This is a genomic window from Paraburkholderia sacchari, from assembly GCF_000785435.2.
GTDB lineage: Bacteria > Pseudomonadota > Gammaproteobacteria > Burkholderiales > Burkholderiaceae > Paraburkholderia > Paraburkholderia sacchari.
Map to the genome: position 1 here is coordinate 393,384 of NZ_JTDB02000002.1, position 22,196 is coordinate 415,579.

The window sequence follows — 22,196 nt, forward strand, 5'->3', positions numbered from 1 at the left end:
TTACAATGGCGGCTATTCCACGCTCGCGCTTTGTAATGCATGTCCACCACCACCGCCATATCATCATCGGATAAACAGCGCGTTGCGCGCAAGACCACGTTTGTGAGCGTCGGCGTCAATTCGGTGCTGGTCGTGCTGCAAATCGCGGTTGGCGTGTTTGCGCATTCACAGGCCTTGATCGCCGACGGCATCCATTCGCTCTCCGATCTCGTCTCCGATTTCGTCGTGCTGCTTGCGAACCGCCATAGCGGCGCAAAGCCGGACGCCGATCACAATTACGGCCACAGCCGTTATGAAACGGTGGCCTCATTATTTCTCGGCGCATTGCTGATTGCCGTGGGCGTGGGCATGCTCGCGCGCGCCGGCACGCGCATCGCCAATCTCGGCGACATTCCGCCGGTTCACGCGAGCGCGCTTGCGGTGGCCGTGCTCGTGCTCGTTTCCAAGGAGGCGCTGTTTCGCTACATGCTGCGCGAGGCGCAGCGCGTGCGCTCGGCCATGCTGATCGCCAACGCGTGGCATGCGCGCTCCGACGCGGCATCGTCGCTCGTGGTCGCCATTGGCATTGTGGGCAGCCTCATGGGCGTGCGGCTGCTCGATCCGATCGCGGCGGCCATCGTCGGCTTCATGGTCGCGCGCATGGGTTGGGTGTTCGGCTGGGACGCGCTCCAGGATCTCTCCGATCGCGCGCTCGACGAAACCACCACCGCCGACTTGCGCGCCACGCTGGTGGGCACGCCCGGCGTGCTCGACGTGCACGAACTGCGCACGCGCAAGACTGGCGACCTCGCGCTCGTGGATGCGCATATTCTCGTCGATCCGCTGATCTCGGTTTCGGAAGGGCACTACATTGCGGAGATGGCGCGCGCGCGCCTGCTCAAGGACCCGCGCGTGCTCGACGCGCTGATCCACGTCGATCCCGAGGACGACATGCACGTGCGCTCGGTCGCGAACCTGCCGCCGCGCAGCGAAGTCGCGAGTGCGCTGCGCGAGGCGCTTGCGGCGCACGGCGTGCGCGTGGAGGCGGTCACGCTTCACTACCTGAGCACGGGCCTCGAAATCCAGGTCGTGCTGGCGGCGCACAGCGAAGCGGGACGTATCGACGGCATCGACATGCAGGCGCTCGCGCGCAAGCTCGGCGCGAGCAAGGTGGAAGCGGTGCAGGCCGCGACGCCGATGAAAGCGCCGACGCCAGGTCCGGGACCGGCGGGCGCGTAGTACCGCGGCCGCCAGCCGCGCCGGAGCGAGGCTTAAAGGATCAACCGCTCACAGCGGCAATTGCGTATCGAACTTGATTTCCCGCAGCACGACGCTCGTGCGCACCTGCGCGACCGCCGGAATGCGGAAGATGCGTTCGTGCAGGAAGGTGTCGTAAGCCTTGATGTCCGGCGCAACGATCTTGAGGATGTAATCCGATTCGCCGGTCGTGCTGTAGCACTCGGTCACTTCGGGGCAGGTGGCGATCTCGCGCTCGAACGCCTCCACGCCGCCTTCGGTGTGCCGCGTGAGATGAATATGCGCGAGCGCGCAGACGTGCAAGCCGAGCTTCTCGCGATCGAGCAGCGCCGTGTAGCGCTGGATCACGCCCGACTGCTCCATGTCCTTGATGCGCCGCCAGCACGGCGTGCTGGAGAGGCCCACCTGATCGGAGATTTCCTGCACCGAGCGGCGCGCGTCGAGCTGCAAAAGACGCAGGATCTTTTGAGAGAACGTATCGAGTGTCAAATGCGCCTCCATGTGCGTCGCCGTATTTCCGAATGTTAGAGGCCGGAAAAACGAAACGCAATGCAAACCGCGCTTGACGAGGGAGATTCCCTAATTTGATGCTCAGATGGTGGCTTTCCGCCCCGAGGTGTCCCCATCATCGAGAGCGGAGGCGGTTGCCAGCGCCGCCTGCTGCGCGCGCAGATCGGCGAGCATGTTGCAGAACAGCGCGCCTTGCTCGATGGCGTCGTCGAGCGCGACGTGGGTGTGCGGGTGGTCGTCGAACCAGTGCTTCGGAAAGCGCGGCTTGATGCACTTGCGGTACGGCAGGCCCGTCATGGCGAACGCGAGCGTCTTGATGTCGAGCGCCGACCACGAGAATGGGCAGCGCCCCGCGAAGCGCATCATGTACCAGAACATGAAGGTGAAATCGAAGCCTGCCGGCATGGCCACGAACACGGGCTTGCCGGGCAGCGCCTCCACCCACTCCACATAGGCATTGAGCGCTTCGGCCGGGTCCTGCAGATCCTTGCGGCACGCGGCCCATGCGTCGGGCTGCGTTTCCCACCACGCGGCCTGCACCGGATGCGGCGCCGCGCCTTCGAGCGTGGCGAGATTCGCCGAGAAGGTCGCGATCAAACGCTTGTCGGCGGTGTAGGCCGCCGACGCGAAGCTCAGCATCGAGTGCGGTCCGGGGATGGGGCCGTCGGCCTCGACGTCGGTGCTGACGTAGATCTCTTCAATGGCGGTTTGATTCGCTGGAGTCATGAGCTGGATTCGATAACAGGTTCTACGCGTGCTGGCGAACTCGGCTCGGCGCTCAACCCCAAGGGGCCTGGCTCGCGCCGCCCGAAACGCCAGGCACGCTGTCTGCTACATAGGGATTCGTGCGGCGCTCCTCGCCGAAAGTCGAAACCGGACCGTGGCCCGGCACGAACGTGACTTCGTTGCCGAGCGGCCAAAGCTTCTCGCGGATCGAGCGGATCAGGTCCGCGTGATTGCCACGCGGAAAGTCGGTGCGCCCGATCGAGCCCGCGAACAGCACATCGCCCACCAGCGCGAGGTCATGCTTGCGGCTGAAGAACACGACGTGTCCAGGCGTGTGGCCGGGACAGTGGTAGACCTCCAGCTCCTCACCTCCAAACTGCACGGTGTCGCCGTCCGCGAGCCAGCGGTCGGGCTCGAACGCCTGCGCGTGGCCAAAGCCGAAGCGCTCGCTTTGCTGCGGCAACTGATCGATCCAGAAACGCTCGTCCTCATGCGGGCCGAAGATCGGCACGCCGAACTTCTCGGCGAGTTCCTTCGCACCCGCGCAGTGATCGAGATGGCCGTGCGTGAGCAGCACCTTTTCGAGCTGCACGCCCTGGCGCTCGATCTCGGCCTCGATGCGATCGAGGTCGCCGCCCGGATCGACCACGGCGGCACGCCGCGTTGCCTCGCAGACGAGAAGCGAACTGTTTTGCTGGAACGGCGTGACGGGAATCAGCGTGACTTTCATGCGTGCGGCTCTTGGATGACGTGTGTTGCGTGGACCTGGACCAGGCCAAAGACCCGATTGTACCGGGGCGCGCAAGACGCCGCCGGGGCTTGCTGGAGGGCATCTGGCAGCCTTGTCAGACAAGGCCATCGGATGAGTAGGACAAACGGCTTTGTTACATCAATAGTGAAAAATCATGGAGTTTTCTACCCGGCAAGGATGGCAAGAATTACTTTTAGGTATAATGCGGTCCATCAAGCACGTTACGCGTGCATTCACTGGGCGATGCGACCCGCGGTTTAAAACGGGTCTCGATGCATCGCCGTCAAGCAGTGCCGTCAAGAAAGGCTGGCTAAACAGGCTGCCTTACAAGATGGCAAATCAGGTGCCGATCCGTTCGGCACCGCACGTCTTGCCCAGCCAGGTGCTACGCGCCTGCCACGGCCTTGCTGCCGTGACGCTGGGTGGGGCCTACGCCGCCGTTCCTGTGCGCCGTGTGTTACCGGCGCGCCTGAACGTGTACATCGCGTTCGATGGCGGCATGTGGGGTCTGGTCAGGCTGCCGGGGACAGGCTGCGCCAGACGTGAAAGAAAACCAGCGGTTAGCGGCATATGGGGCTGCATCCGGGTATTGGCATTCGCTCGCCTTTTTTCATCGATCGGCGGGAGGGGTGTTCTTTTGCCTGCGACCGCCGGAGTCATCCACGAACGCGCAACCAAGGCGCGGGACGGCTCCGAAACACGATGGCTAACTTATGAAATTCGGACTTTCTCGACGACGACTCGGGAGTCTCGCAGCCGTGTCCGTGCTGGCCGGTTGTGCCATGCCGCCTGGTCCGCAGGACCACGCGCAGGGCAACTCGCTCAGCACCAAGGACGCGCACACGGCGTTCGCCGCTCCGCAGAGCTACGGCTCCGCGTTCGGCTCGCTGCCTGCAGCAGGCGCTGGCAAGGACAACTCGCTTGCCGACGCACAACCGATCGACGGCAACACGCCTGACGTCGGCTCGTTCCACCAGACCGGCCGCGCCTCGTGGTACGGCCGCGCGTTCCATGGCCGCAAGACCGCGAGCGGCGAACGCTTCGACATGAAGGCGCTGACCGCCGCGCACCGCACGCTGCCGCTCGGCTCCTATGTACGCGTGAGCGTGCCCGCCACCTCGAAGTCGGTCGTGGTGAAGATCAACGACCGCGGACCGTACGCGCGTGGCCGCGTTCTCGACCTGTCCTTTGCGGCGGCGAAGGTGCTGGGCCTCCAGCATGCGGGCACCGCGAAGGTGAACATCGAAGGCCTCTCGCGCCAGGAAGCGAAGGCCGCGCAAGCCGAAATGCTGGCGGCAAACTCGACCACCAACTGAGCTTCGCCACGCTGAGGTTGCAAACATGAAGGGCCGTGTCGATCAATCGACGCGGCCCTTCGGTTTTTCTGACGGTTATCGGCGCGTAGTTGTCGACGCGCAGTTGGCGTCAGTTGGCGTCTTCCTCAGCTTCCTCATCTCCGCCTTCGTTCTTCAGCTCCAGCGCACGCGCGTAGAGCGCGTTGCGCGACGCGCCCGTAAGCGCCGCCGCGATCTTCGCCGCGCCCTTTACCGGCACCTCTTCCAGCAGCACACGCAGCAGCGCATCGTGATCGGCGTCGCCAGGCGATCGCGCGCTCGCACCTTCCACGGCCAGCACGAACTCACCGCGTTGACGATTGGCATCGGCGGCCAGCCACGCTGGCCCTTCGGCCAGGGTGCCGCACCAGAGCGCCTCGTGTAGCTTCGTCAACTCGCGGGCGATCAGCAGACGCCGCGCGGGGCCGAACGCATCGGCTAGCGCCTGCACGGTATCGACAATGCGATGCGGCGCTTCGTAGAACACCATCGCATGCGCATGCGTCCCGAGCGCTTGCAACGCGGCCGCGCGTTGCTTGGGCTTCGAAGGCAGAAAGCCGAGGAACGTGAAGGTCGCGACCCAGTCGCCGGCTGCGGAAAGCGCAGTGGCCAGCGCGCTCGCGCCCGGCAGCGGCACGACCTGGAAACCGGCGGCGCGCACCGCATCCACGAGCTTCGCGCCGGGGTCCGAGATGCCGGGCGTACCCGCGTCCGAGACGCAGGCCACGCGCTCGCCCGCGCGCAGATGCTCGATCACGCGCAGCGCCGCTTCGCGCTCGTTGTGTTCGTGCACGGCGACGAGCGGCTTCGAAATGCCATAGCGCGCGAGCAGTTGGCCCGTGTTGCGCGTGTCCTCGGCGGCGATGCGATCGACGAGGCCGAGCACATGCAGCGCGCGCAAGGTGATGTCGGCCGTATTGCCGATGGGCGTCGCCACGACATACAGCGTGGCGGCGGGATATTGCTGGGCTTGGGCGAGTTCGAGGAGGGACGTCATGACACGGAACGCGCGAACGCAAGAAAAGAGGCCGTCATTGTGCCATGTGGGGGACGGCGCGGCGGCGCAGGACACGCGGCAGCGCGAGGGCGGCAGACGCGTCTCGCGCACGCGTGCAGGCGCGGATGAGCCGGTGAGTCCACATCGCGACAACTTTTACGCGCAAGGCCGGTCCAATGCCTCACGCCGTGAGGCAGGCGCGCGCTTTGAATCGCACGCACTCGCTTTTTTGCAGCGTCAGCGCCTCGTGCTGGTTGCGCGCAACGTGCATTGCCGTGGCGGCGAACTGGACCTGGTGATGCGCGATCGCGACGGCACGCTCGTTTTCGTGGAAGTGCGCGCACGCACGCGGCACGGCTATGGCGGCGCGGCGGCGAGCGTGGGCTGGCACAAGCAGCAGCGCATCTTGCGCGCGGCGCGCTATTACCTGGCAGGCCTCGCGATGAATGCGCATGCACGCGAGGCGTTGCCGACGGCGTGCCGCTTCGACGTGGTGACGTTCGACGGCGGACGTCTCGCGTGGCTGCGCGACGCGTTTCGCGAAGACGGACGTTGAGCGCGCGAAGCGCAAGCCGATGTGGATGTGCGCAGACGCCTGCATGCGCAAAAACGGCATGAAAAACGCGTGCGGAAAAGAACGCCGGAAGAGAACGAGCGTGAGTGCGCTAAACTTGCGGCACGCCGCAATCACGCGGAATATTCGCGATACCCGCAGTACAGATTAGAGAGTCGATGTCCGTCGAACGAATTCAACAGCACTTTCGCGACAGCGCAGCAGTCAAGCTCGCCGCGATGGAAGCCCTGGCCGTGCCGATTGCCGCCGCGGTCGACACGATGTTCGCCGCGCTGGCGAACGGCAACAAAATACTCGCATGCGGCAACGGCGGCTCGGCCGCCGACGCCCAGCACTTCGCCGCCGAACTGATCGGCCGCTTCGAGCGCGAACGCCCGAGCCTGCCCGCGCTCGCGCTCACGACCGATGCCTCCGTGCTCACGGCGCTGGCGAACGACTACGCGTACGACCAGGTGTTCGCGAGACAAGTGCGCGCGCTCGGCCAGCCCGGCGATGTGCTGCTTGCCATCACGACCTCGGGCAACTCGGCCAACGTGCTGGCCGCCATCGAAGTTGCGCACGAGCGCGAAATGATCGTGATTGCGCTGACCGGCAAAGGCGGCGGCATGGTCAACGACGCGCTCGCCGACACCGACATCCACCTGAGCGTGCCGTCCGACCGGACCGCGCGCATCCAGGAAGTACACCTGCTAACGATCCACTGCCTGTGCGATGGCATCGACGCGATGCTGCTGGGCGAAGACTGACCGCGAAGGACGAAGGAGAGGGAGTTGATGAGCAGAAACAGCAAGATGCGCGCGCTGGCCCGGACCACGCTGACGATCGGCTTCGCAGCCTCGCTGTGCGCGAGCCTGCAGGGTTGCTTCCTCGCCGTCGCGGGCGCGGCGGCGGGCGGCACCGCGCTGGTGGCGACCGACCGGCGCACCGTGGGCTCTCAGACCGAAGACCGCGAGATCCAGGTGAAGGCGCTCTCGAACCTGAGCAGCGGCCTGCCCGACAGCTCGCACGTGAACGTGGCCGTGTTCAACCAGCGCGTGCTGATAACGGGCGAAGTACCCGACGAAGCATCGAAGCAGAAAGCCGAAACCATCGTGCGTGGCGTCGCGAACGTGGGATCGGTCATCAACGAACTGGCGGTGCAGCCGGCGAGCTCGTTCTCGTCGCGCGCCAACGACTCGTATCTTGAAGGGCGCGTGAAGAGCGAGCTGGTGGCCTATAAGGACATCTCGGCGAATAACTTCAAGGTGGTGAGCGAGCGCGGCATTATCTATTTGATGGGGCTCGTGACTACGCAGGAAGGCAATATTGGCGCGAACGCGGCGAGCACGGTGCCTGGCGTGATGCAGGTGGTGAAGTGCTATCAGTACATTCAGCCGGCGCAGGCGGCTGCGGCGAATGCGTCGGGTAGCGGGACTGGTGCGGCTACGGCGCCGGTGAGTGCGGCAGATGCGCCGACTGTGGGCGCGGTGCCGGATTCGGGCGTGAGCTCCCAGCCGCTCGATGTGCAATCGCCCGCGCCGGTGAAGGATTCTGCGCCGGTGCATCCGGGTAGCAATGGGAAGACGATGTGATGGTGATGCGTTCTTTTGTTGTGCCTGGGCGGTGGGTTGCTGGGGTGGTGGCGCTTGCTGCTGGCGTTGCTGGAGGGGCTCCGGCTTTTGCTGCTGATGCGGCGGTGGGCAATGGGGCCGTGGTTGCGCGGTCCAATGCCTGCATGGGGTGTCATACGGTGGATCGGAAGCTTGTGGGGCCTTCGTTTAAGGATATTGCTGCCAAGTACAAGGGCGATGCCGGGGCGCAGGCCAAGCTTGAGAAGAAGGTAAGGGATGGGGGCGCTGGGGTTTGGGGCGCGGTTCCTATGCCTGCGCATCCGCGGATGAGTGCGGGGGATGTGAAGGATGTGGTGGCTTGGGTTTTGGCTGGGGCGCCGGATGCTTCTGCTGCCAAGTAATGCGGGCATTTTCGCGGGCTTTTGAGGTTGAGGTCGCGCAATTTTGGTGCTTGGCACAACCGGAAATTGCTGTGCTAGAATCATTTGGATAGTGGGGCGGTAGCTCAGCTGGGAGAGCGTCGCGTTCGCAATGCGAAGGTCGGGAGTTCGATCCTCCTCCGCTCCACCATCCGATGTTCCAGGTAGTTCCAAGGTATTCCCGAAACCCCGCGTCCCGTAAGGCTCGCGGGGTTTTTGTTTCCACTTTGGGATCATGGTTTCCGTTGACAGCCGGGGGCCTTTCGGCGCAGGTTTGGGGGCATGGCGCTCATTTTTGAGCCCGCCAGAAATTTAGGCCCCCACGCTACGGGAGGTGTCCCATGCCTCTTACCGATCTTGAAGTTCGCCGGGCTGCCGCACAGGAGAAGACGTACCGGGTCTCCGACGGCCGCGGCATGTATCTCGAGATTTCTCCGTCAGGCGGGAAATATTGGCGACTCAAATACCGATTCAACGACCGCGAGCGGAAGCTGGCGTTGGGCGTCTATCCGGATGTCACGCTCGCCCACGCGCGCAGAAAGCGCGACGAGGCTCGTGCGTTGCTGGCCGATGGCATCGACCCTGGTCAGGCCAAGAAGGACAAGAAACGGTTGGCGCGGCTCAACGCGGCCACGACCTTCGAGGCCGTCGCGCTCGAGTGGTTCGAGCAGCAGGTACCCGGCTGGGCACCGAGCCACTCCGAGAAGATCATGGGGCGGCTGAAGAAGGACCTGTTTCCATGGCTTGGATCACGTCCCATCGCCGACATCAGTCCGCCCGAAGTGCTCGAAGTGCTGCGCCGTGCCGAGAAGCGCGGTGCTCACGACACTGCACACCGGCTCCAGCAGAACTGCGGCCAGATCTTTCGCTACGCCGTGGTGACGGGGCGCGCAATGCGCGACGTCAGTGCCGACTTACGCGGCGCGCTGCGACCGAACAAGCATACCCACTTCGCCTCGATTACGGATCCCGAGAAGGTCGGCGAGATGCTGCGCGCCTTCGATAGCTTTTCCGGGACACTGGTCGTACGCGCGGCGCTGCAACTTGCGCCGTTGCTCTTCGTACGACCTGGCGAGTTGAGGCAGGCCGAGTGGGCCCAGATTGATCTGGAACGGTGCGAATGGCGCTATACCGTCTCCAAGACGAAGACCGAGCATCTTGTACCCCTGGCTACGCAGGCGGTGGATATCCTGAAAGAACTGCAGGCGCTGACGGGAAAATGGCGTTACGTCTTTACAGGTCGCGATCGCAGAAAGCCCATGAGCGGGGCGGCGATCAACGCTGCGCTACAACGTCTAGGCTTCGACACGAAAACCGAAATCACCGGCCACGGATTCCGGGCCATGGCTCGGACCATTCTGCACGAGCGGCTTCGGTTTCCGGCCGAAGTCATCGAACACCAGTTGGCCCATCGAGTTCCCGACTCGCTCGGCAGCGCCTATAACCGGACCCGGTTCATCGACGACCGCGTTGCGATGATGCAGGCGTGGGCGGACAATCTCGATCGACTGAAAGCAGGGGCGGAGGTCGGGCCGATCCGGCCGCGGGTTTTTTGAGGCGAAGTTTCTGGCGGGCCGAGTTCTTGGTCAGCGCTTAGTTCAGAACTCCCTTCCTGGGGATACAGGCGCACGGACGCCCGTTGAAAGTAGATACTGTGCAATCGGCGGCCCCAAGGTAAATTTCTGCGCAGGACATAGATCTTTTTGTTGCTACCCGTCTACACATGAATCACGCGACGTTCTCGCGTCGTCGGGTTGCGTTTAGGCGCGTTTTGATGGCGTCCATAGCGCTGATCCGTTTGCATCGCTGTCGGGTTCAAAGGTCTTCGATATCAGGTCTGATTTGGAAGCCGAACGTATCTTGAATACCCGTCGAACTGGGTTTGTTGTTTTCGCGCTCCCGTTTTGCCTGACGTGCCAAGCTGGTTTGCTGAACAACTGCGCGCTTTGCCGAAGGGTTGCGGGAAGTACTCGTGCGACCGCCAGCCCCGGGTGCGCCGTCCAGTCGACGACCGGTTCCCCGTCGCTTCTTCGCTTCCTGCAGTGCGTATCGAAGTGCACTGGCCGTCACATCGATACCCGCCTGCTTCGCTTGCTCTATCAGTTGCTCGACCGAGTAACCTTTGGCGCGAGCCGAGTCAATATGGACGCGCACGTTTGGCATCGCATCCCGCACAGTGATGCGTTGCTCCGAAGGTGGTTTTTCCGGTAGCGCATCGAGCAGTCGGACGAACTCATCCCATTGGGCTTTCGTGAACATTTTCGGCGCAGGCATGATGACCCTCCGTTGCCATCAGGCGATCGGGTGTTTCTAAACGATCCTGCATGCCGTTGGCCAGCACGTCAACGCCGTGCTCGTGAGAGTTGTAGACGTCAGCGGTGCGCCTTGGACGGCAATGAAACACCTGGGAACAACGTATTTTTTCCGGTCAGTGGCGGAGGAACAACGTTGGCAATCGCAGCATGCTATTTCGAACCGTTGCCCTTGGATTTCGATGAGGTGGCGTAGCCATCGAGTGGACATGCCGCACTCGGTAGCACAGAACTTATTCGCGGATGGTTGTCGTATCGAATACGATTGTGCCGCAGCTTTTCATTTGATGCGATCATTCTTCGCGGCGTATTCGGCGCAGTTCCTTGCATAACTGCGTCGCATCTAGCTACCGAAGGCAAACGCACTCACATTCTTTCCACGAAACCGGCGATCCCGTTCTGCGGTAGGTCGGTAGCGTTTGACGCCCCTCTGGCGAACGTTTCAAATTGCGCTATGAAAATAGAAGGAAATCGAGGTATTGCAGGATAGGCTAGCGCCGGTTTTGGGCGCCGTCCACTCGTCGAGCTGCTTTTGCGTATGGCTGGCCAAGCATCGTTGTGCAACGGTCGTTGCCCCAAAATCACTAGGGACGGGCGTTACTGAAATGGCATTGTGGGGAGCAACTTTGTTTCAACACGTAGAAGTAGACGTTGTGAAAGCTGTACTTGACTAATGCGACGCACTGCATTTTCTGAACGTTGGGCCTGATCGGTTTCCTTGGCAAAGCCAGACGCGTCCTCCATCGAGTTCCAAGCCATAAACATGCGGCGCGAAGGCTGGAGTCGTTGTCCGGAAGCTTAGGTACGGATCGATGTGCCAACATCAGATTCTTGTGTGCGGACGAGAATATGAATGATGAAGTCAACGACTTCGACCGGCTTGTATACGATCCCCAGACGTTCGGTCATCTTCGGGAAGGCGTTGCGGAAGAACTTGTCGTATAACCCCACGACGATCTTCTGCTTGCTCGCCGCGTTGTCGATACTTTCCGCCCGCATTTTCACGCTCTCGTAGAACCGTTCGAGCGTGTCGGCTTCTTTATCCAACCGGTGACTTCTACGATGATCGTGAAACGGTGCTGGCATTGCTTCGAGAGAAGAGCCTGCATTGGCTGACGAAGACCGCACAGCAGACGATGAGTAGTGACGGTCAGGCTCGGTCGCAAGCGGTTAGCCCCAAAGTTACCCCCACGACGTACGCCCTGCCGCTCAAGCAAAACAACGATGTGGAACCGGTGGGCCTTTCAACGGCCCCCGGTTCCGTGAACATTCCGGAAAATCCCAGTCTCCCGTCAAGGCTGCAGAGGCAATCCGAGCTCCTTCAGGAAGGTGTTGTGCTTGTCCTTCGCCTTCGTGATTTCCTTCTCGATGGCAACCAGTTGCCGATGCACCGCCTTTAGATCGACCTCGTCTTCCGCAACCGCCGTACTGACGTAACGCGAGATGTTCAGGTTGAAATCGTTCTGCTCGATTTCCTCCATGCCCACCCTTCGCGAGTAGCGCGGCTCTTCCTTGCGGTACCGATATGTGTTGATGATCCTGTCGATATGCTCGGGCCGCAGCTGGTTCTGACGCTTACCTTTCTCGAAGTGCTCAGCCGCATTAATGAAAAGCACGTCGTCCGGTTTCTTGCACTTTTTCAGAACGAGGATGCAGACCGGAATACCTGTCGAATAAAACAGGTTCGCCGGCAGCCCGATCACGGTGTCGATGTGCCCATCGTCCAACAGTTTGCGTCGGATGCGCTCTTCCGCCCCTCCGCGGAAGAGCACGCCGTGCGGCAGGATGATCGACATCACGCCGTCGTCCTTCAGATAGTGCAGCCCATGCAACAGAAAGGCAAAGTCGGCCGCACTCTTGGGCGCGACGCCGTGGTTCTTGAAGCGCGCATCCTCACTCATCGCTTCGCTTGGCTCCCAGCGATAGCTAAACGGCGGGTTAGCCACCACCGCGTCGAACTGTGGCTTCTTTGCGGGGTTCGTCTCGCGCAGAAAATCCCAATCGTTCGTGAGTGTGTCGCCGTGATAGATCTCGAACTCCGTGTCCTTCACCCCGTGCAGCAGCATGTTCATGCGCGCCAGGTTGTAGGTTGTGATGTTCTTCTCCAGTCCGTAGATCTTGCCGATCGTCCCGCCCGCATCCTTCATGCGATGACGCACATTGAGGAGGAGTGAGCCGGACCCGCAGGCGAAATCGAATACGCTGTCCAGCTTGGTCCGATTGCCCGTTTTGGGCTCTTGGCTGTCGAGCGTGACGATGCCAGACAAGATGCTTGAGATCTGCTGCGGCGTGTAAAACTCCCCAGCCTTTTTGCCTGACCCTGCCGCGAACTGCCCAATAAGGTATTCATACGCATCGCCGAGGGCATCGGTGTTGGTCGAGAAGAGTGCGATGCCGCGCGCGATTTCCGAGATGATCGAGCAGAGCTTGGCGTTTCGGTCGGCGTACTTTCGTCCGAGCTTGTCTGAGGCGAGGTTGATCTCCGAGAAGAGCCCCTGGAAGTTGCTCTGGAACGATTCTTCCTCGATGTACTTGAACCCCTTCTGGAGCGAGTTGAGCAACTCGTCGCTTTGTGTCCTGGCTAAGTGGACGATACTGCCCCAGAGGTACTCGGGCTTGATGACATAGTGAACCTTGCGTCGCATCTGCTTCTCGAACTCGGCCACGTCATCCGGATTTTCCTCATACCATACCGCCAGCGGCGGCGTCCCTTCAGCGCTCTCCAGCTTCGGATAGTCCGTCCCCAACTCCTTCTTCGCTGCCAGCTCGTAGTTGCCCGAAAGGTAACGCAGGAAGAGGAACGACAACATGTAGTCACGGAAGTCGTCCGCGTTCATCGCCCCTCGCAACTGGTCTGCGATATTCCAGAGCGTCTTACCAAGTTGTTTCTGATCTTGTTCTGTCATGAATCACTCTGCGTGCAATACGAAGTTGTACTTTTCCTGAAGCTTGGTCAAAACAGTCTCAAACATACGGCGTCGGTCAGGCACCAGATGATCCGACTCGTAGTAATAGACCCTTTTATGCGAGAGGGTATTAATGATGTCCGCCGTGTCGTTCGCGTCGTCGATGCCAATCTGTCCGAGCACATAACCAAACTGTCCCTTTCCGAGAAACGATGCGACGTTCTCCAGCACCTGTCGCAGCAATGCGAAGTGGTAGGACCGTAGGTCGTTTGCCTTCGTGGCCTTATCCAGGATCTGAAGCAATCTCAGGTGATACAGGTGCACATCGTCCTTGTCCTTTTCTAGGGACAAATCGCCCGATTTGCCACTCAGAATGCAAATCTTCACCAGTTTCTCGAACCTCTGACGCTGGTCCCCCTTCCTAAGCCAACCGCTGAGGATCGAGTAGAGCCCTGCATGATGGGTGGTAATGATGATCTTCCGGCGCTTGTAGTGTTTCTCGATCAGCTCGAAAAGGGTTTCGGCCGTGATAAAAATGTGGTGGTCATCCAAGCTGGATACAGGGTCGTCGATAAAGAAGTGGTTCGACTGCTCATCTGCCCATCCCTCGACCTCGAAAAGCGCAAGAAAAAAACACCAGACGAAGATGCGTTCTTCTCCTCGCGATATCTTGATCGGCGGCTGCGGCACATCTGGATTCTGATTTGGGATAAAGAACGAAATTGATTCAATCCCTTTTTCTGGGTCATCGTCGTGCAATTTCAGCTCAAAGCCGAACTTGGGCTTATAGACATTCAGCTTGTCGCGGATGTTGTCCTCAGTCAGCAATGCATGAAACTTGCTCAGACTGCTGGGAAGAACGGTGAGCCGTACGTTGGCTCCATCGTTATCTTCATCGTTGTCCCAAACAAAAAGGTCTTCGCTGAATGCATTGTAGTAGACGCCCATATGCCTGCCGTCGTCTAGCTTGGTCGCATTCTTGAAAGCTACGGACAGTTGCGTCTTCCCCGTCGCATTGAACGCGTAGGCAAGAATGATTCGCGCATCATCATCTCTCAGCGATTGGGCAATCTCGTCCAGCTTCACAGGCGCTCCTCCTGCGACGGGAACAACCGCTGCATGAGCCCATTCTTGTAGGCCCTCAAGGCATCAAGCCTTTCGGACTCGGCAGGGATTAAGCCGTCAAGGGAGTAGAGACAGTCAGCGATTTTGCGCTGTTCTGCAGGCCGCGGAAGCATTACGTCAAGTGCCATCAATTCATCTGTGTTGAGTCGCCCCGTACCGTGACCGGCCAAGTCAACCATGCGGAGTAGACGCCGTTTGTTTCCCTGCAGCAGATACGGGAGAAAGTACTCGCCGAGATCTCCTTTCGGTCGGAGAGCCTTTACATCTTGGTTGAAGCTCATCTCACGTCTAAGAATGCAAATTGGTACATCGTTGAGCAAGGTCATGCCGCGAGTCAGCATCAACACCGTGCCCGCTGGCACCCGCTTCGCTCCATCGCGAACAGCTGCAGCCGTGATGTGATCTTCGGTGTCCTCCAGGAATAACCGCTTCATGTCTTTAGCGGACACCCATGGGATAGTGCCATTCCAATACTCAGGATTTGCCTTCGACGGAGTGCCACCTGAGCGGAAGTCCACAAGCTGTCCCAAAGTCGTTTCCTGCCACGCGGGCGCATCACGGAACTCGGGGAAGCGAACGCGGGGCAGCGTTTCGCCTTCTCGGGGAAACAATTGTCGCATTAGGCCACGTTTGTGAGCCTTCAACGCCTCCACTTTCCGTGCTTGGGCGCGAATCACCTCGTCGAGCGAGCTCAAACAATCAGCGATCTTTTTTTGCTCGGCCGACCTCGGTGGTAACGAAAACCTGACGCTGAAGAACTCGTCAGGCCTGATGTTGAGTAAGCCATCGCTTCGAGCACCGCTAGTTAGAAACTTGGCTAGCTGTTGACCGTGCGCGTTTTTCTCGAACAGTCCCTCTAAGAAGCCGGGGGCATTTCCGGCCCTGAGCCGGAAGCAGATAAAGGCGTTCGATGCCGCTGCTTCTTCGAATTCTTTGAGCCGATAGACGCATCCCTGAGGGTAAAGGTTAGAGTTTCCCTTGTTGTAGGCAAAATCGCCGCGCCTCATATGGAAATAATTCTTGTACTGGGCGCCCGAGATATCGCGACCAAACTTCTCCACCTGTGAGACAAACCCGCGGCCCGCAGTGATGCTAACTGGCGTTAGCTGAGTATCCCCGACCTTTTCGACGATCCGGTCACTGAGATCACTCAATGGCTTCGCTTCCCAGGATCCGTCGCCGCGAAACTCCGGAAATCGCAGCTTCGGCGTCACCGTTGATTTGGTGTTTTTCTTCATCGCTTATTCCTCGTAAGCCTTGAGCCCGGAGATATCGCGGCCGCCGGTGCGCTTCTTTAGCAGCGGTATAAGATCGGACATGAGTGCCAGTTCCTTCTGAGTGCGTGCTTTCCAGCCGAGTTCGAGCGGCGCGAGAAGTTCGGTTAGTTGCTCGCCGTCGAAGATCTTGCGGCTGAGGATGTCGTCGACGAAGGCCTGAAGCGACGCTGCAGGCAAGCCGTGTTTAGCAGCGAAGTTTGCGAGCTCACGGGAGGCCTTTTGGTCCTTGAACCGCTGGTAGCCCGCGCGAATGGCGGACTCATCGAGGCCTTCGCCGGCCTTGAGGCCGCGGACGTATTCGGTGATGTCTTCGCGCTCATCGAGGAACTTTGAGTCGGCCCCGATTAGACCGATCAGCTCGTCGCGGCTCATCGTCGCCTTGCCCGGCAAACTTGCGGAAAAGTCGGTGATGAGCTTCATGATGTAGTCATAGTCGATGGTGGCCGAAGCAAAGAGGACAAACTCGAAATCGAGCTGATTGACCTCCTCGCTCTTCTGATCCCCCGGCTTGTTCTGTTGTGTTTTGAGCCACCGTGCGGTCTCGAGGTAGACGCCCCGGAAAGCGTTCAGCTCGTCCTTGGGCAGCACAGCCTGGATCGCCTGTTTCTGCTCGGCGGTAAGATCAGTGTACTGGTCGAGCTGGGTCTGCAGCTTCTGCACTCTCTTGAAATAGTTCACAAAGCCCACAAGGGCATTGTCGCCCGTGAGGTTGGCGACGTCTTCGGGCTTCCCGGAGAGGCCTTGCGACTTCATGAAGCTGTCGAGCTCTTCCTTTGCAGCTTTAAGCTTGTCGATGACAACGGGTGCCTTTTCGACAAGCCAGATCTCGCGAGCTTTCTCGATTTTCTTCCCGGAAAAGAGCGCGATCGCAGAGTCGACCGCATCCTGCTGGCCGCGGAAGTCGAGAATGTGGCCGTAGGGCTTCGTGTCGTTCAGCAAGCGGTTGGTGCGGCTGAAGGCCTGGATCAGCGCATGGTATTTGAGGTTCTTGTCGACGTAGAGGGTGTTGAGGTACTTGGAGTCGAAGCCAGTCAGAAGCATATCGACAACGATGGTGATGTCAATCTTGTGCGCGAACTTTCCTCGCGGATCAGCTTTCCGCAAGTCCGCATTTGAATACTGCTGGTCCTTGATGCGCTTCTGGACATCCTGGTAGTAAAGGTCGAACTCCTCAATGCGGTGATTTGTGCCGAAGCGGTCGTTGTAGCCGGCGATGATGGACTTCAGGGCATCCTTCTTGGCCTCGGGCTCGTGCTTGTTGTCTTCCTGCTCCCGCGGCAAGTCTTCCTGGAGCTGCTTCACGTCGGCGCTGACGTCGGCCGGCGGGGAGAACACAGCGGCGATATTAAGCGGGACGAAACTAGCGTCCGTCTTCTGCTTCTCGGCCTGAACCTTATTGAAGATATTGTAGTACTCGATCGCATCGTTGATCGACGTGGTGGCGAGGATGGCGTTGAACTTGCGCGCGCCGGTGGCGGCGTCGTGCTTGGCGAGAATGGCATCGACGATAGCTAGCTTGGCGAGCGTCTCGCCGGGCTTGATGGCATTTTTGCCGTCGGGCTTGTAGTAGTCGACGTGGAAGCGCAGGACGTTCCGGTCTCCGATGGCATCGGTGATGGTGTATTGGTGCAACGACTCCTGGAAGAGGTCCTTAGTCATCTTGAGGGTCTGGACGTCGCCCTCGATCCGCTTGTAGGTGGCGTTCTCGCGGAAGATCGGCGTGCCCGTAAAACCGAAGAGCTGAGCCTTGGGAAAAAACTCCTTGATGGCCTGATGGTTCTCGCCGAATTGTGAACGGTGGCACTCGTCGAAAATGAAGACGACGCGCTTGTCGCGCAGTGGTTCGAGGAGGTCTGCGTAAGTCGATAGTCCTTTTTTCTCCCGGCCCTTGTTGCGCTTGCTGTTTTCGTCGAGGGCGAGGCCGAGCTTCTGGATCGTGCAGACAATGACCTTGTCAGCAGCGTCGTCCGAAAGCAGGCGATTGACGAGGGTGTCCGTGTTGGTGTTTTCCTCTACGCAACCTTCCTGGAAGCGGTTGAACTCTTCGCGGGTCTGGCGATCGAGATCCTTGCGGTCCACGACAAAAAGACACTTCTCGATATTCGGATTGGCCTTAAGGAGCGTGGAAGCCTTGAAGCTAGTAAGCGTCTTGCCACTGCCCGTGGTATGCCATACGTAACCGTTGCCGAGGTTCTTCTCGATCCATTCGACGATATTCTTGACGGCGTAGATCTGGTATGGCCGCATCATCAGCAGCTTCTGCTCGCTGGCGACAAGTACCATATACCGGCTGATCGTCTGCCCGAGGGTGCATTTAGCAAGGAAAGCGTCCGCGAAGCGATCTATTCCGGTGATCTTCGAGTTGTCCGGAGCTGCATACTGGTAAATCGGAAGGAAACGCTCCTCGGCGTTGAAGCTGAAATGGCGGTCATTGTTATTCGCGAAGTAGTAGGTGGAATCGCGGTTACTCACAACGAACAGCTGTATGAAACAAAGGAGCGTACGCGTGTAGCCATTGCCGGCGTCGTTTTTGTATTCAACGACCTGCTCGATCGCCCGACGGGGATTGATGCCGAGCGTCTTCAGCTCAATCTGGACGACAGGTATGCCGTTGATCAACAGAAGGACGTCGTACCGATGGTGGCTGTAGTCAGTATTGATTCGCAGCTGCCTGACAACCTCGAATGTGTTCTTGCACCAATCGTTGATATTGACCAGCGTGTAGTTCAAAGGCGTACCGTCATCGCGCGTGAAGGCATTGCGGTTACGAAGTGTGTGGGCGGCAGTGAAGACGTCGGGGCTGACGATTTCATCTAATAGACGCTGGAACTCGCTGTCGGTCAGCGTGACTCGGTTAAGCTCTTGAAACTTCCCGCGGAAGTTGGCTTCCAGCGCGGCACGGTCGCGAATATCGGGCCGGTATATATATTTGAGATCGTCTAGCTTGGCGATCAGCTCGAGCTCGATCTGATTTTCGGTTGTAGTCATCAACAAGCCCCAAAACTTGGTTACCGCTTACAAGCAAAAAAGCCCACGTCCCGCGGGCTTTCGTCAATATCCGCGCCACCGATTTTCCACTCACTTGGCGCGGCTTTCACTTTCTGTGTCGCCCAGCAGCCCTGCACGTGCATCCTAATTGCCAGAGACTGCAAATGTGCTGCATTGTACAGCGTCGGGCTAAGCCACCGCCCGCACCTTGAATCTCAGCCGGCACCCCCTTCTTCGCCCGCGGATTTTCTAGTCCCCGCCCGTATTGAAGCCTCTGAGCTGGTCATCACATCGGTGCGGATGCTTTCGGAGGTTCGACGGTCAGCCCAAGCCTGCATCATCGTGCGCCGGTCTTCTACAAACGTTGTGCGGTTGTAAGCTGTGCCGAGCGCATCTGGAACCTTATGCGCGAGCTGATGTTCAATGACTTCGGCGGGAAACCGCAATTGCTCGTGCAGGATCGTGCGTGCCATCGCCCTAAAGCCATGGCCAGTAGTCTCAGTTTTCGTATCAAAGCGCCATTCGGCGCAACGCCGCATTGATTGCCGCTTCGCTCATTGGCTTTTTCGGATCGCGACCGGGAAACACGTACTCGCGGTGGCCGGTAAGCGCTTGCAGCTCGCGCAGTGTCGCGACGGCCTGAGCGGCGAGCGGCACGAGGTGGTCCGTCTTCGCTTTGGTTACCAACCTCGACCTTCCGCTGCTGATCGTGGACGAGGCGCATCGCCTCAAGAATCCGTCGACGCCAATCAGCAAGGTGTTCGCGGAACGATCCGGCGACCCCGATGCTGGTGCCTTTAAAGGTATCTTCCGTCGGATGCTGTTTGTGACCGCGACGCCATTCGCGCTCGGACACTCCGAACTCATCGAGGTCCTCAGTCGCATGGGCGCTGTCCGCCCACTCGAACCCGCGTGCCGTTGCACCACAGGATCCGCGACGCGCTCACGATGGATCTGAGTAGTCCAGAGCAGAAAGCAAGATCGTGAGCCCAGAGGTGTCGATGCCGATGTGAGATTGACCAGCATCCCTCGCCGTTTGAATACTGCTCGCATGCCGACGCGCCGATCACGATCTGATTGTGTGTGGATCCGAAGCGGAGATTGGAGTACGCTTTCTGGAGCAATGACTGCGGCACTGCCGCAATGGCAGGCGGCGCAACTGCCGACCCAGTCAAGATGGTCATGAGTTTGAGTGCACGTTACAGTGAGTTCGCGCCAAGCCCTCCCGTGGGGGCATTTCTAGAATTGCGGCGAGCTTCTCTGTCGCGCCCGGCGTGCGTCAGCGAGAATGTTCGATCCTCCTCCGCGCACAGAGACCCGCACCTTTCTGTCCTTTGTCTCTTGGGCCGGTAGGCCTAGGCTCTACGATCCATGTGATTGACGCGGGCGATCAAATGTTGGCCGCAGCGAGCTTGATTTGCCCTTCGCGATGTCTCGCTGATTCTCGAAGAGAACACGAAGAGAACACGGAAATTTTCAAATCAAAAAAATTTTGAACTACTAATCTGAGTAATATCAACTTCACACTCAGGACTCCGTGATATCATTTTTTTAGATCACTCGCTTACATGCAAACATGAACGAGAAGGACGAACAATTTGTCAGGGAGCTCGGCGCCCGTGTTGCCACCGCCCGCAAGGCACACAGCATGTCCCAGCAGCAACTAGCAGACGCGCTCGGCATTGCCCAGCAAACGCTGGCTCACTACGAATGCGGACGCTCGCGCATCCCCGTGTCTATGTTGCCGGCGCTTGCAGACCTACTGACACTTTCGTTCGACGAACTAATGGGCAAACCCGTAGTTCAATGGAGCGACAAGCATGTAGCAATGTCCCGCCTACAGCAGCAAATTGCCGCAATCGAGCAACTGCCCAAGATCAAACAGCAGTTCGTCTCACAAATGTTGGACACAGTGCTGGCACAAGCACAGCAGTAAAACGAAACCCAGAGCCGTAAACAAAGCGCGGGCTGCAAGTGTTACCAGCACTCACAGCCCGCTAACCACAACCAACTCAATACAGGAGTTGCCCATGGCTAACGCCAATCTTAATGCATTGCCCGCACATCCCGTGCGCCACGTAACCATTCAGCAGTCCTGGCGATATCGCCGCATTAACGCGCGAACCCACGCCGACCCGCCGCTATACCCTTGGATAAAACTCGCCGGCCGATGGCTGGAACTCGCAGGCTTCGAAGCGGGCCAACGAGTAAAAGTCGAAGTGCAACACGGCAGACTCGTCATCACGCAAGATTAAGCAGAACGACAAACAACGCCCCCGGCCCCCGCCGGGGTTTGTCCTTCTAAGGCTCCCGAATCTCCGCCTCCACCAGCATCTTCAACAACGCCACCGACTCCTGCCACCCGAGATAACAAGCCTCAACGGGAATAACCTCAGGAATCCCTTCCTGCACCGCAGTCAACTCCGTCCCGCAAAACACACCGCGCAGCGTAACCGTAGTCTCCATCACCCCGGGCAAATTCGGATCATCAAAAACGCCGGTATACCGAATCCGCTCCCCCGGCGCGAGCTCCAGATACTCCCCGCCAAACGAGTGACTAGCGCCATTAGTGAAGTTCGTAAACGACATCCGATACTTCCCACCCACAACCGCATCAAGCTGATGCACGGTCCCGGTAAACCCATTCGGCGGCAGCCATTTAGCCAACGCAGCGGCATCCAGAAACGCGCGATAAACCCGCTCAGGCGGCGCAGTAAAAACGCGATGAATTCGAACGGTACCAGTAGCCATCTCCATCCTCCACGCAGTCACAAATGAGCAAAACAACAAACCCAATCACCCAATGATTCTAGGCGACGGTCCAACAAACCGACTCCAGCAAGCCCCCCGCACCGCAGCAACCCAACTTGTCCCATTGCCCTAAACTAATTCCTATGCCCCGGGCCACCCGCCCGCGCCCAGTCCTTCGGAGGCCACCATGCCCGCCGTCCAGCTTGAGACTCAAAAAGTCGATTACGAAGGTTTCGAGATCCATGTCAGCGCGATGCCAGTCCAGGAAGGCGGCACGCGCTACACCTACACCGCCTACGTCTGCCACCCAGGCGCGGACGTGACGCTGCCGGGCCACTCGATCCCATACCACCCGGACGGCGAAGAAACCTTCCGCAGCGAGCAAGAAGCGGTAGAAGAGGCGGCGCATGTGGGCCGGAGCATCATCGAGGGCACGCATCCCGATCTATCGGTGCTTTCGCTCGTGACCCACGGTTACTAGCCGAAGCCGCAACTAACAGCCGCGGTCGGCCAGCCACAACGCACCCATCTGCGGCGCAGCACTCCCGCTGCGCCCGGAGCCAACTCGCGTCCGCCAAGAACCCTGCGCCCAGCCCACAACCCCAAACCCGCAACACAAGCTCCCCGCCGCATCAACCTTTTCGTTGCGCATCCCCATCGCATCCACAAAAATTCCGCGTGTTTGCCAGTCAGGCATTGCGTAATGAATCCGATTCTTATTAACATTTCCGGAGTGTAAG

22 protein-coding genes, 1 tRNA gene and 1 pseudogene are annotated in these 22,196 nt (G+C 59.6%); 12 read left to right on the forward strand and 12 right to left on the reverse strand.

Features of this window, described 5'->3' with window-relative positions; all coding sequences use genetic code 11:
• Nucleotides 1-39 precede the first annotated feature (39 nt).
• Nucleotides 40-1,218, forward strand: coding sequence for a cation diffusion facilitator family transporter (locus NH14_RS08545; RefSeq protein WP_052147870.1), 1,179 nt, complete (start codon nt 40-42; stop codon nt 1,216-1,218).
• A gap of 48 nt (nt 1,219-1,266) precedes the next feature.
• On the opposite strand, the gene NH14_RS08550 is transcribed toward NH14_RS08545, so the two are convergent.
• From NH14_RS08550 to NH14_RS08560, 3 genes are all read right to left on the reverse strand, one after another.
• The gene (locus NH14_RS08550; protein ID WP_174220033.1) at nt 1,267-1,737 is read right to left on the reverse strand and encodes an Lrp/AsnC family transcriptional regulator; all 471 of its coding nucleotides are present in this window, start codon (nt 1,735-1,737) and stop codon (nt 1,267-1,269) included.
• A gap of 90 nt (nt 1,738-1,827) precedes the next feature.
• Entirely contained in the window at nt 1,828-2,472 is a 645-nt protein-coding gene (locus tag NH14_RS08555) for a 3'-5' exonuclease family protein (RefSeq protein WP_035523520.1), read from the reverse strand.
• A gap of 52 nt (nt 2,473-2,524) precedes the next feature.
• On the reverse strand, nt 2,525-3,202 hold the full coding sequence (locus NH14_RS08560; RefSeq protein WP_052147871.1) for an MBL fold metallo-hydrolase: 678 nt from the start codon (nt 3,200-3,202) through the stop codon (nt 2,525-2,527).
• A gap of 734 nt (nt 3,203-3,936) precedes the next feature.
• Here NH14_RS08560 and NH14_RS08565 point away from each other — a divergent pair.
• Nucleotides 3,937-4,539 (forward strand): septal ring lytic transglycosylase RlpA family protein, encoded by a 603-nt coding sequence (locus NH14_RS08565; RefSeq protein WP_035523523.1) that lies wholly within the window; start codon nt 3,937-3,939, stop codon nt 4,537-4,539.
• Between the two features lie 109 nt (nt 4,540-4,648).
• On the opposite strand, the gene rsmI is transcribed toward NH14_RS08565, so the two are convergent.
• Nucleotides 4,649-5,554 (reverse strand): 16S rRNA (cytidine(1402)-2'-O)-methyltransferase, encoded by a 906-nt coding sequence (gene rsmI / locus NH14_RS08570; RefSeq protein ID WP_035523525.1) that lies wholly within the window; start codon nt 5,552-5,554, stop codon nt 4,649-4,651.
• Here rsmI and NH14_RS08575 point away from each other — a divergent pair.
• The 6 genes from NH14_RS08575 to NH14_RS08600 all read left to right on the forward strand — a co-directional run bounded on the left by NH14_RS08575 (nt 5,553) and on the right by NH14_RS08600 (nt 9,653).
• Nucleotides 5,553-6,110, forward strand: coding sequence for a YraN family protein (locus NH14_RS08575; protein ID WP_084225176.1), 558 nt, complete (start codon nt 5,553-5,555; stop codon nt 6,108-6,110). The two genes, rsmI and NH14_RS08575, sit on opposite strands and share 2 nt — an antisense overlap.
• A gap of 176 nt (nt 6,111-6,286) precedes the next feature.
• Nucleotides 6,287-6,874 carry a phosphoheptose isomerase gene (locus tag NH14_RS08580; protein WP_035523528.1) on the forward strand — a complete coding sequence of 196 codons (588 nt, stop codon included), beginning with the start codon at nt 6,287-6,289 and terminating at the stop codon, nt 6,872-6,874.
• 27 nt (nt 6,875-6,901) lie between these two features.
• The gene (locus NH14_RS08585) at nt 6,902-7,699 is read left to right on the forward strand and encodes a BON domain-containing protein (RefSeq protein ID WP_035523530.1); all 798 of its coding nucleotides are present in this window, start codon (nt 6,902-6,904) and stop codon (nt 7,697-7,699) included.
• 5 nt (nt 7,700-7,704) lie between these two features.
• A complete protein-coding gene (locus NH14_RS08590) occupies nt 7,705-8,079 on the forward strand; it encodes a c-type cytochrome (protein ID WP_035523991.1) in 375 nt (124 codons plus the stop codon).
• 93 nt (nt 8,080-8,172) lie between these two features.
• Nucleotides 8,173-8,248: transfer RNA gene (locus NH14_RS08595), tRNA-Ala, on the forward strand.
• A gap of 190 nt (nt 8,249-8,438) precedes the next feature.
• Nucleotides 8,439-9,653, forward strand: coding sequence for a tyrosine-type recombinase/integrase (locus NH14_RS08600; protein ID WP_035523533.1), 1,215 nt, complete (start codon nt 8,439-8,441; stop codon nt 9,651-9,653).
• A 259-nt stretch (nt 9,654-9,912) separates the two neighbouring features.
• On the opposite strand, the gene NH14_RS08605 is transcribed toward NH14_RS08600, so the two are convergent.
• From NH14_RS08605 to NH14_RS08635, 7 genes and pseudogenes are all read right to left on the reverse strand, one after another.
• Nucleotides 9,913-10,371, reverse strand: a complete 459-nt coding sequence (locus NH14_RS08605) for a hypothetical protein (RefSeq protein WP_035523536.1) — start codon at nt 10,369-10,371, stop codon at nt 9,913-9,915.
• Nucleotides 10,372-11,207: 836 nt separating this feature from the next.
• The gene (locus tag NH14_RS08610) at nt 11,208-11,456 is read right to left on the reverse strand and encodes a hypothetical protein (protein WP_035523538.1); all 249 of its coding nucleotides are present in this window, start codon (nt 11,454-11,456) and stop codon (nt 11,208-11,210) included.
• 245 nt (nt 11,457-11,701) lie between these two features.
• Entirely contained in the window at nt 11,702-13,315 is a 1,614-nt protein-coding gene (locus tag NH14_RS08615; protein WP_035523541.1) for a type I restriction-modification system subunit M, read from the reverse strand.
• Between the two features lie 3 nt (nt 13,316-13,318).
• Nucleotides 13,319-14,401, reverse strand: coding sequence for an AAA family ATPase (locus NH14_RS08620; RefSeq protein ID WP_035523542.1), 1,083 nt, complete (start codon nt 14,399-14,401; stop codon nt 13,319-13,321).
• Nucleotides 14,398-15,678: a restriction endonuclease subunit S gene (locus NH14_RS08625; RefSeq protein ID WP_035523545.1), complete on the reverse strand. Its 1,281-nt coding sequence runs from the start codon at nt 15,676-15,678 to the stop codon at nt 14,398-14,400. The genes NH14_RS08620 and NH14_RS08625 overlap by 4 nt, the downstream gene beginning before the upstream one ends.
• Before the next feature lie 3 nt (nt 15,679-15,681).
• Nucleotides 15,682-18,705 carry a type I restriction endonuclease subunit R gene (locus NH14_RS08630; protein WP_035523547.1) on the reverse strand — a complete coding sequence of 1,008 codons (3,024 nt, stop codon included), beginning with the start codon at nt 18,703-18,705 and terminating at the stop codon, nt 15,682-15,684.
• Nucleotides 18,706-18,920: 215 nt separating this feature from the next.
• Nucleotides 18,921-19,392: pseudogene (locus NH14_RS08635) on the reverse strand (tyrosine-type recombinase/integrase); the annotation flags it as partial.
• Here NH14_RS08635 and NH14_RS33180 point away from each other — a divergent pair.
• The 3 genes from NH14_RS33180 (at nt 19,382) to NH14_RS08645 (ending at nt 20,960) form a co-directional block, all read left to right on the forward strand.
• On the forward strand, nt 19,382-19,663 hold the full coding sequence (locus NH14_RS33180) for a hypothetical protein (RefSeq protein WP_035523552.1): 282 nt from the start codon (nt 19,382-19,384) through the stop codon (nt 19,661-19,663). The pseudogene NH14_RS08635 and the gene NH14_RS33180 sit on opposite strands and share 11 nt — an antisense overlap.
• A 618-nt stretch (nt 19,664-20,281) precedes the next feature.
• On the forward strand, nt 20,282-20,641 hold the full coding sequence (locus NH14_RS08640; protein ID WP_052147872.1) for a helix-turn-helix domain-containing protein: 360 nt from the start codon (nt 20,282-20,284) through the stop codon (nt 20,639-20,641).
• A gap of 94 nt (nt 20,642-20,735) precedes the next feature.
• Nucleotides 20,736-20,960, forward strand: a complete 225-nt coding sequence (locus NH14_RS08645) for a SymE family type I addiction module toxin (protein ID WP_084225178.1) — start codon at nt 20,736-20,738, stop codon at nt 20,958-20,960.
• Nucleotides 20,961-21,006: 46 nt separating this feature from the next.
• Here the strand turns inward: NH14_RS08645 and NH14_RS08650 are convergent, their stop codons facing one another.
• On the reverse strand, nt 21,007-21,456 hold the full coding sequence (locus NH14_RS08650) for an SRPBCC family protein (protein ID WP_035523994.1): 450 nt from the start codon (nt 21,454-21,456) through the stop codon (nt 21,007-21,009).
• Between the two features lie 187 nt (nt 21,457-21,643).
• Here NH14_RS08650 and NH14_RS08655 point away from each other — a divergent pair, with 187 nt between their 5' ends.
• A complete protein-coding gene (locus tag NH14_RS08655) occupies nt 21,644-21,937 on the forward strand; it encodes a hypothetical protein (RefSeq protein WP_035523557.1) in 294 nt (97 codons plus the stop codon).
• Nucleotides 21,938-22,196: the final 259 nt, after the last annotated feature.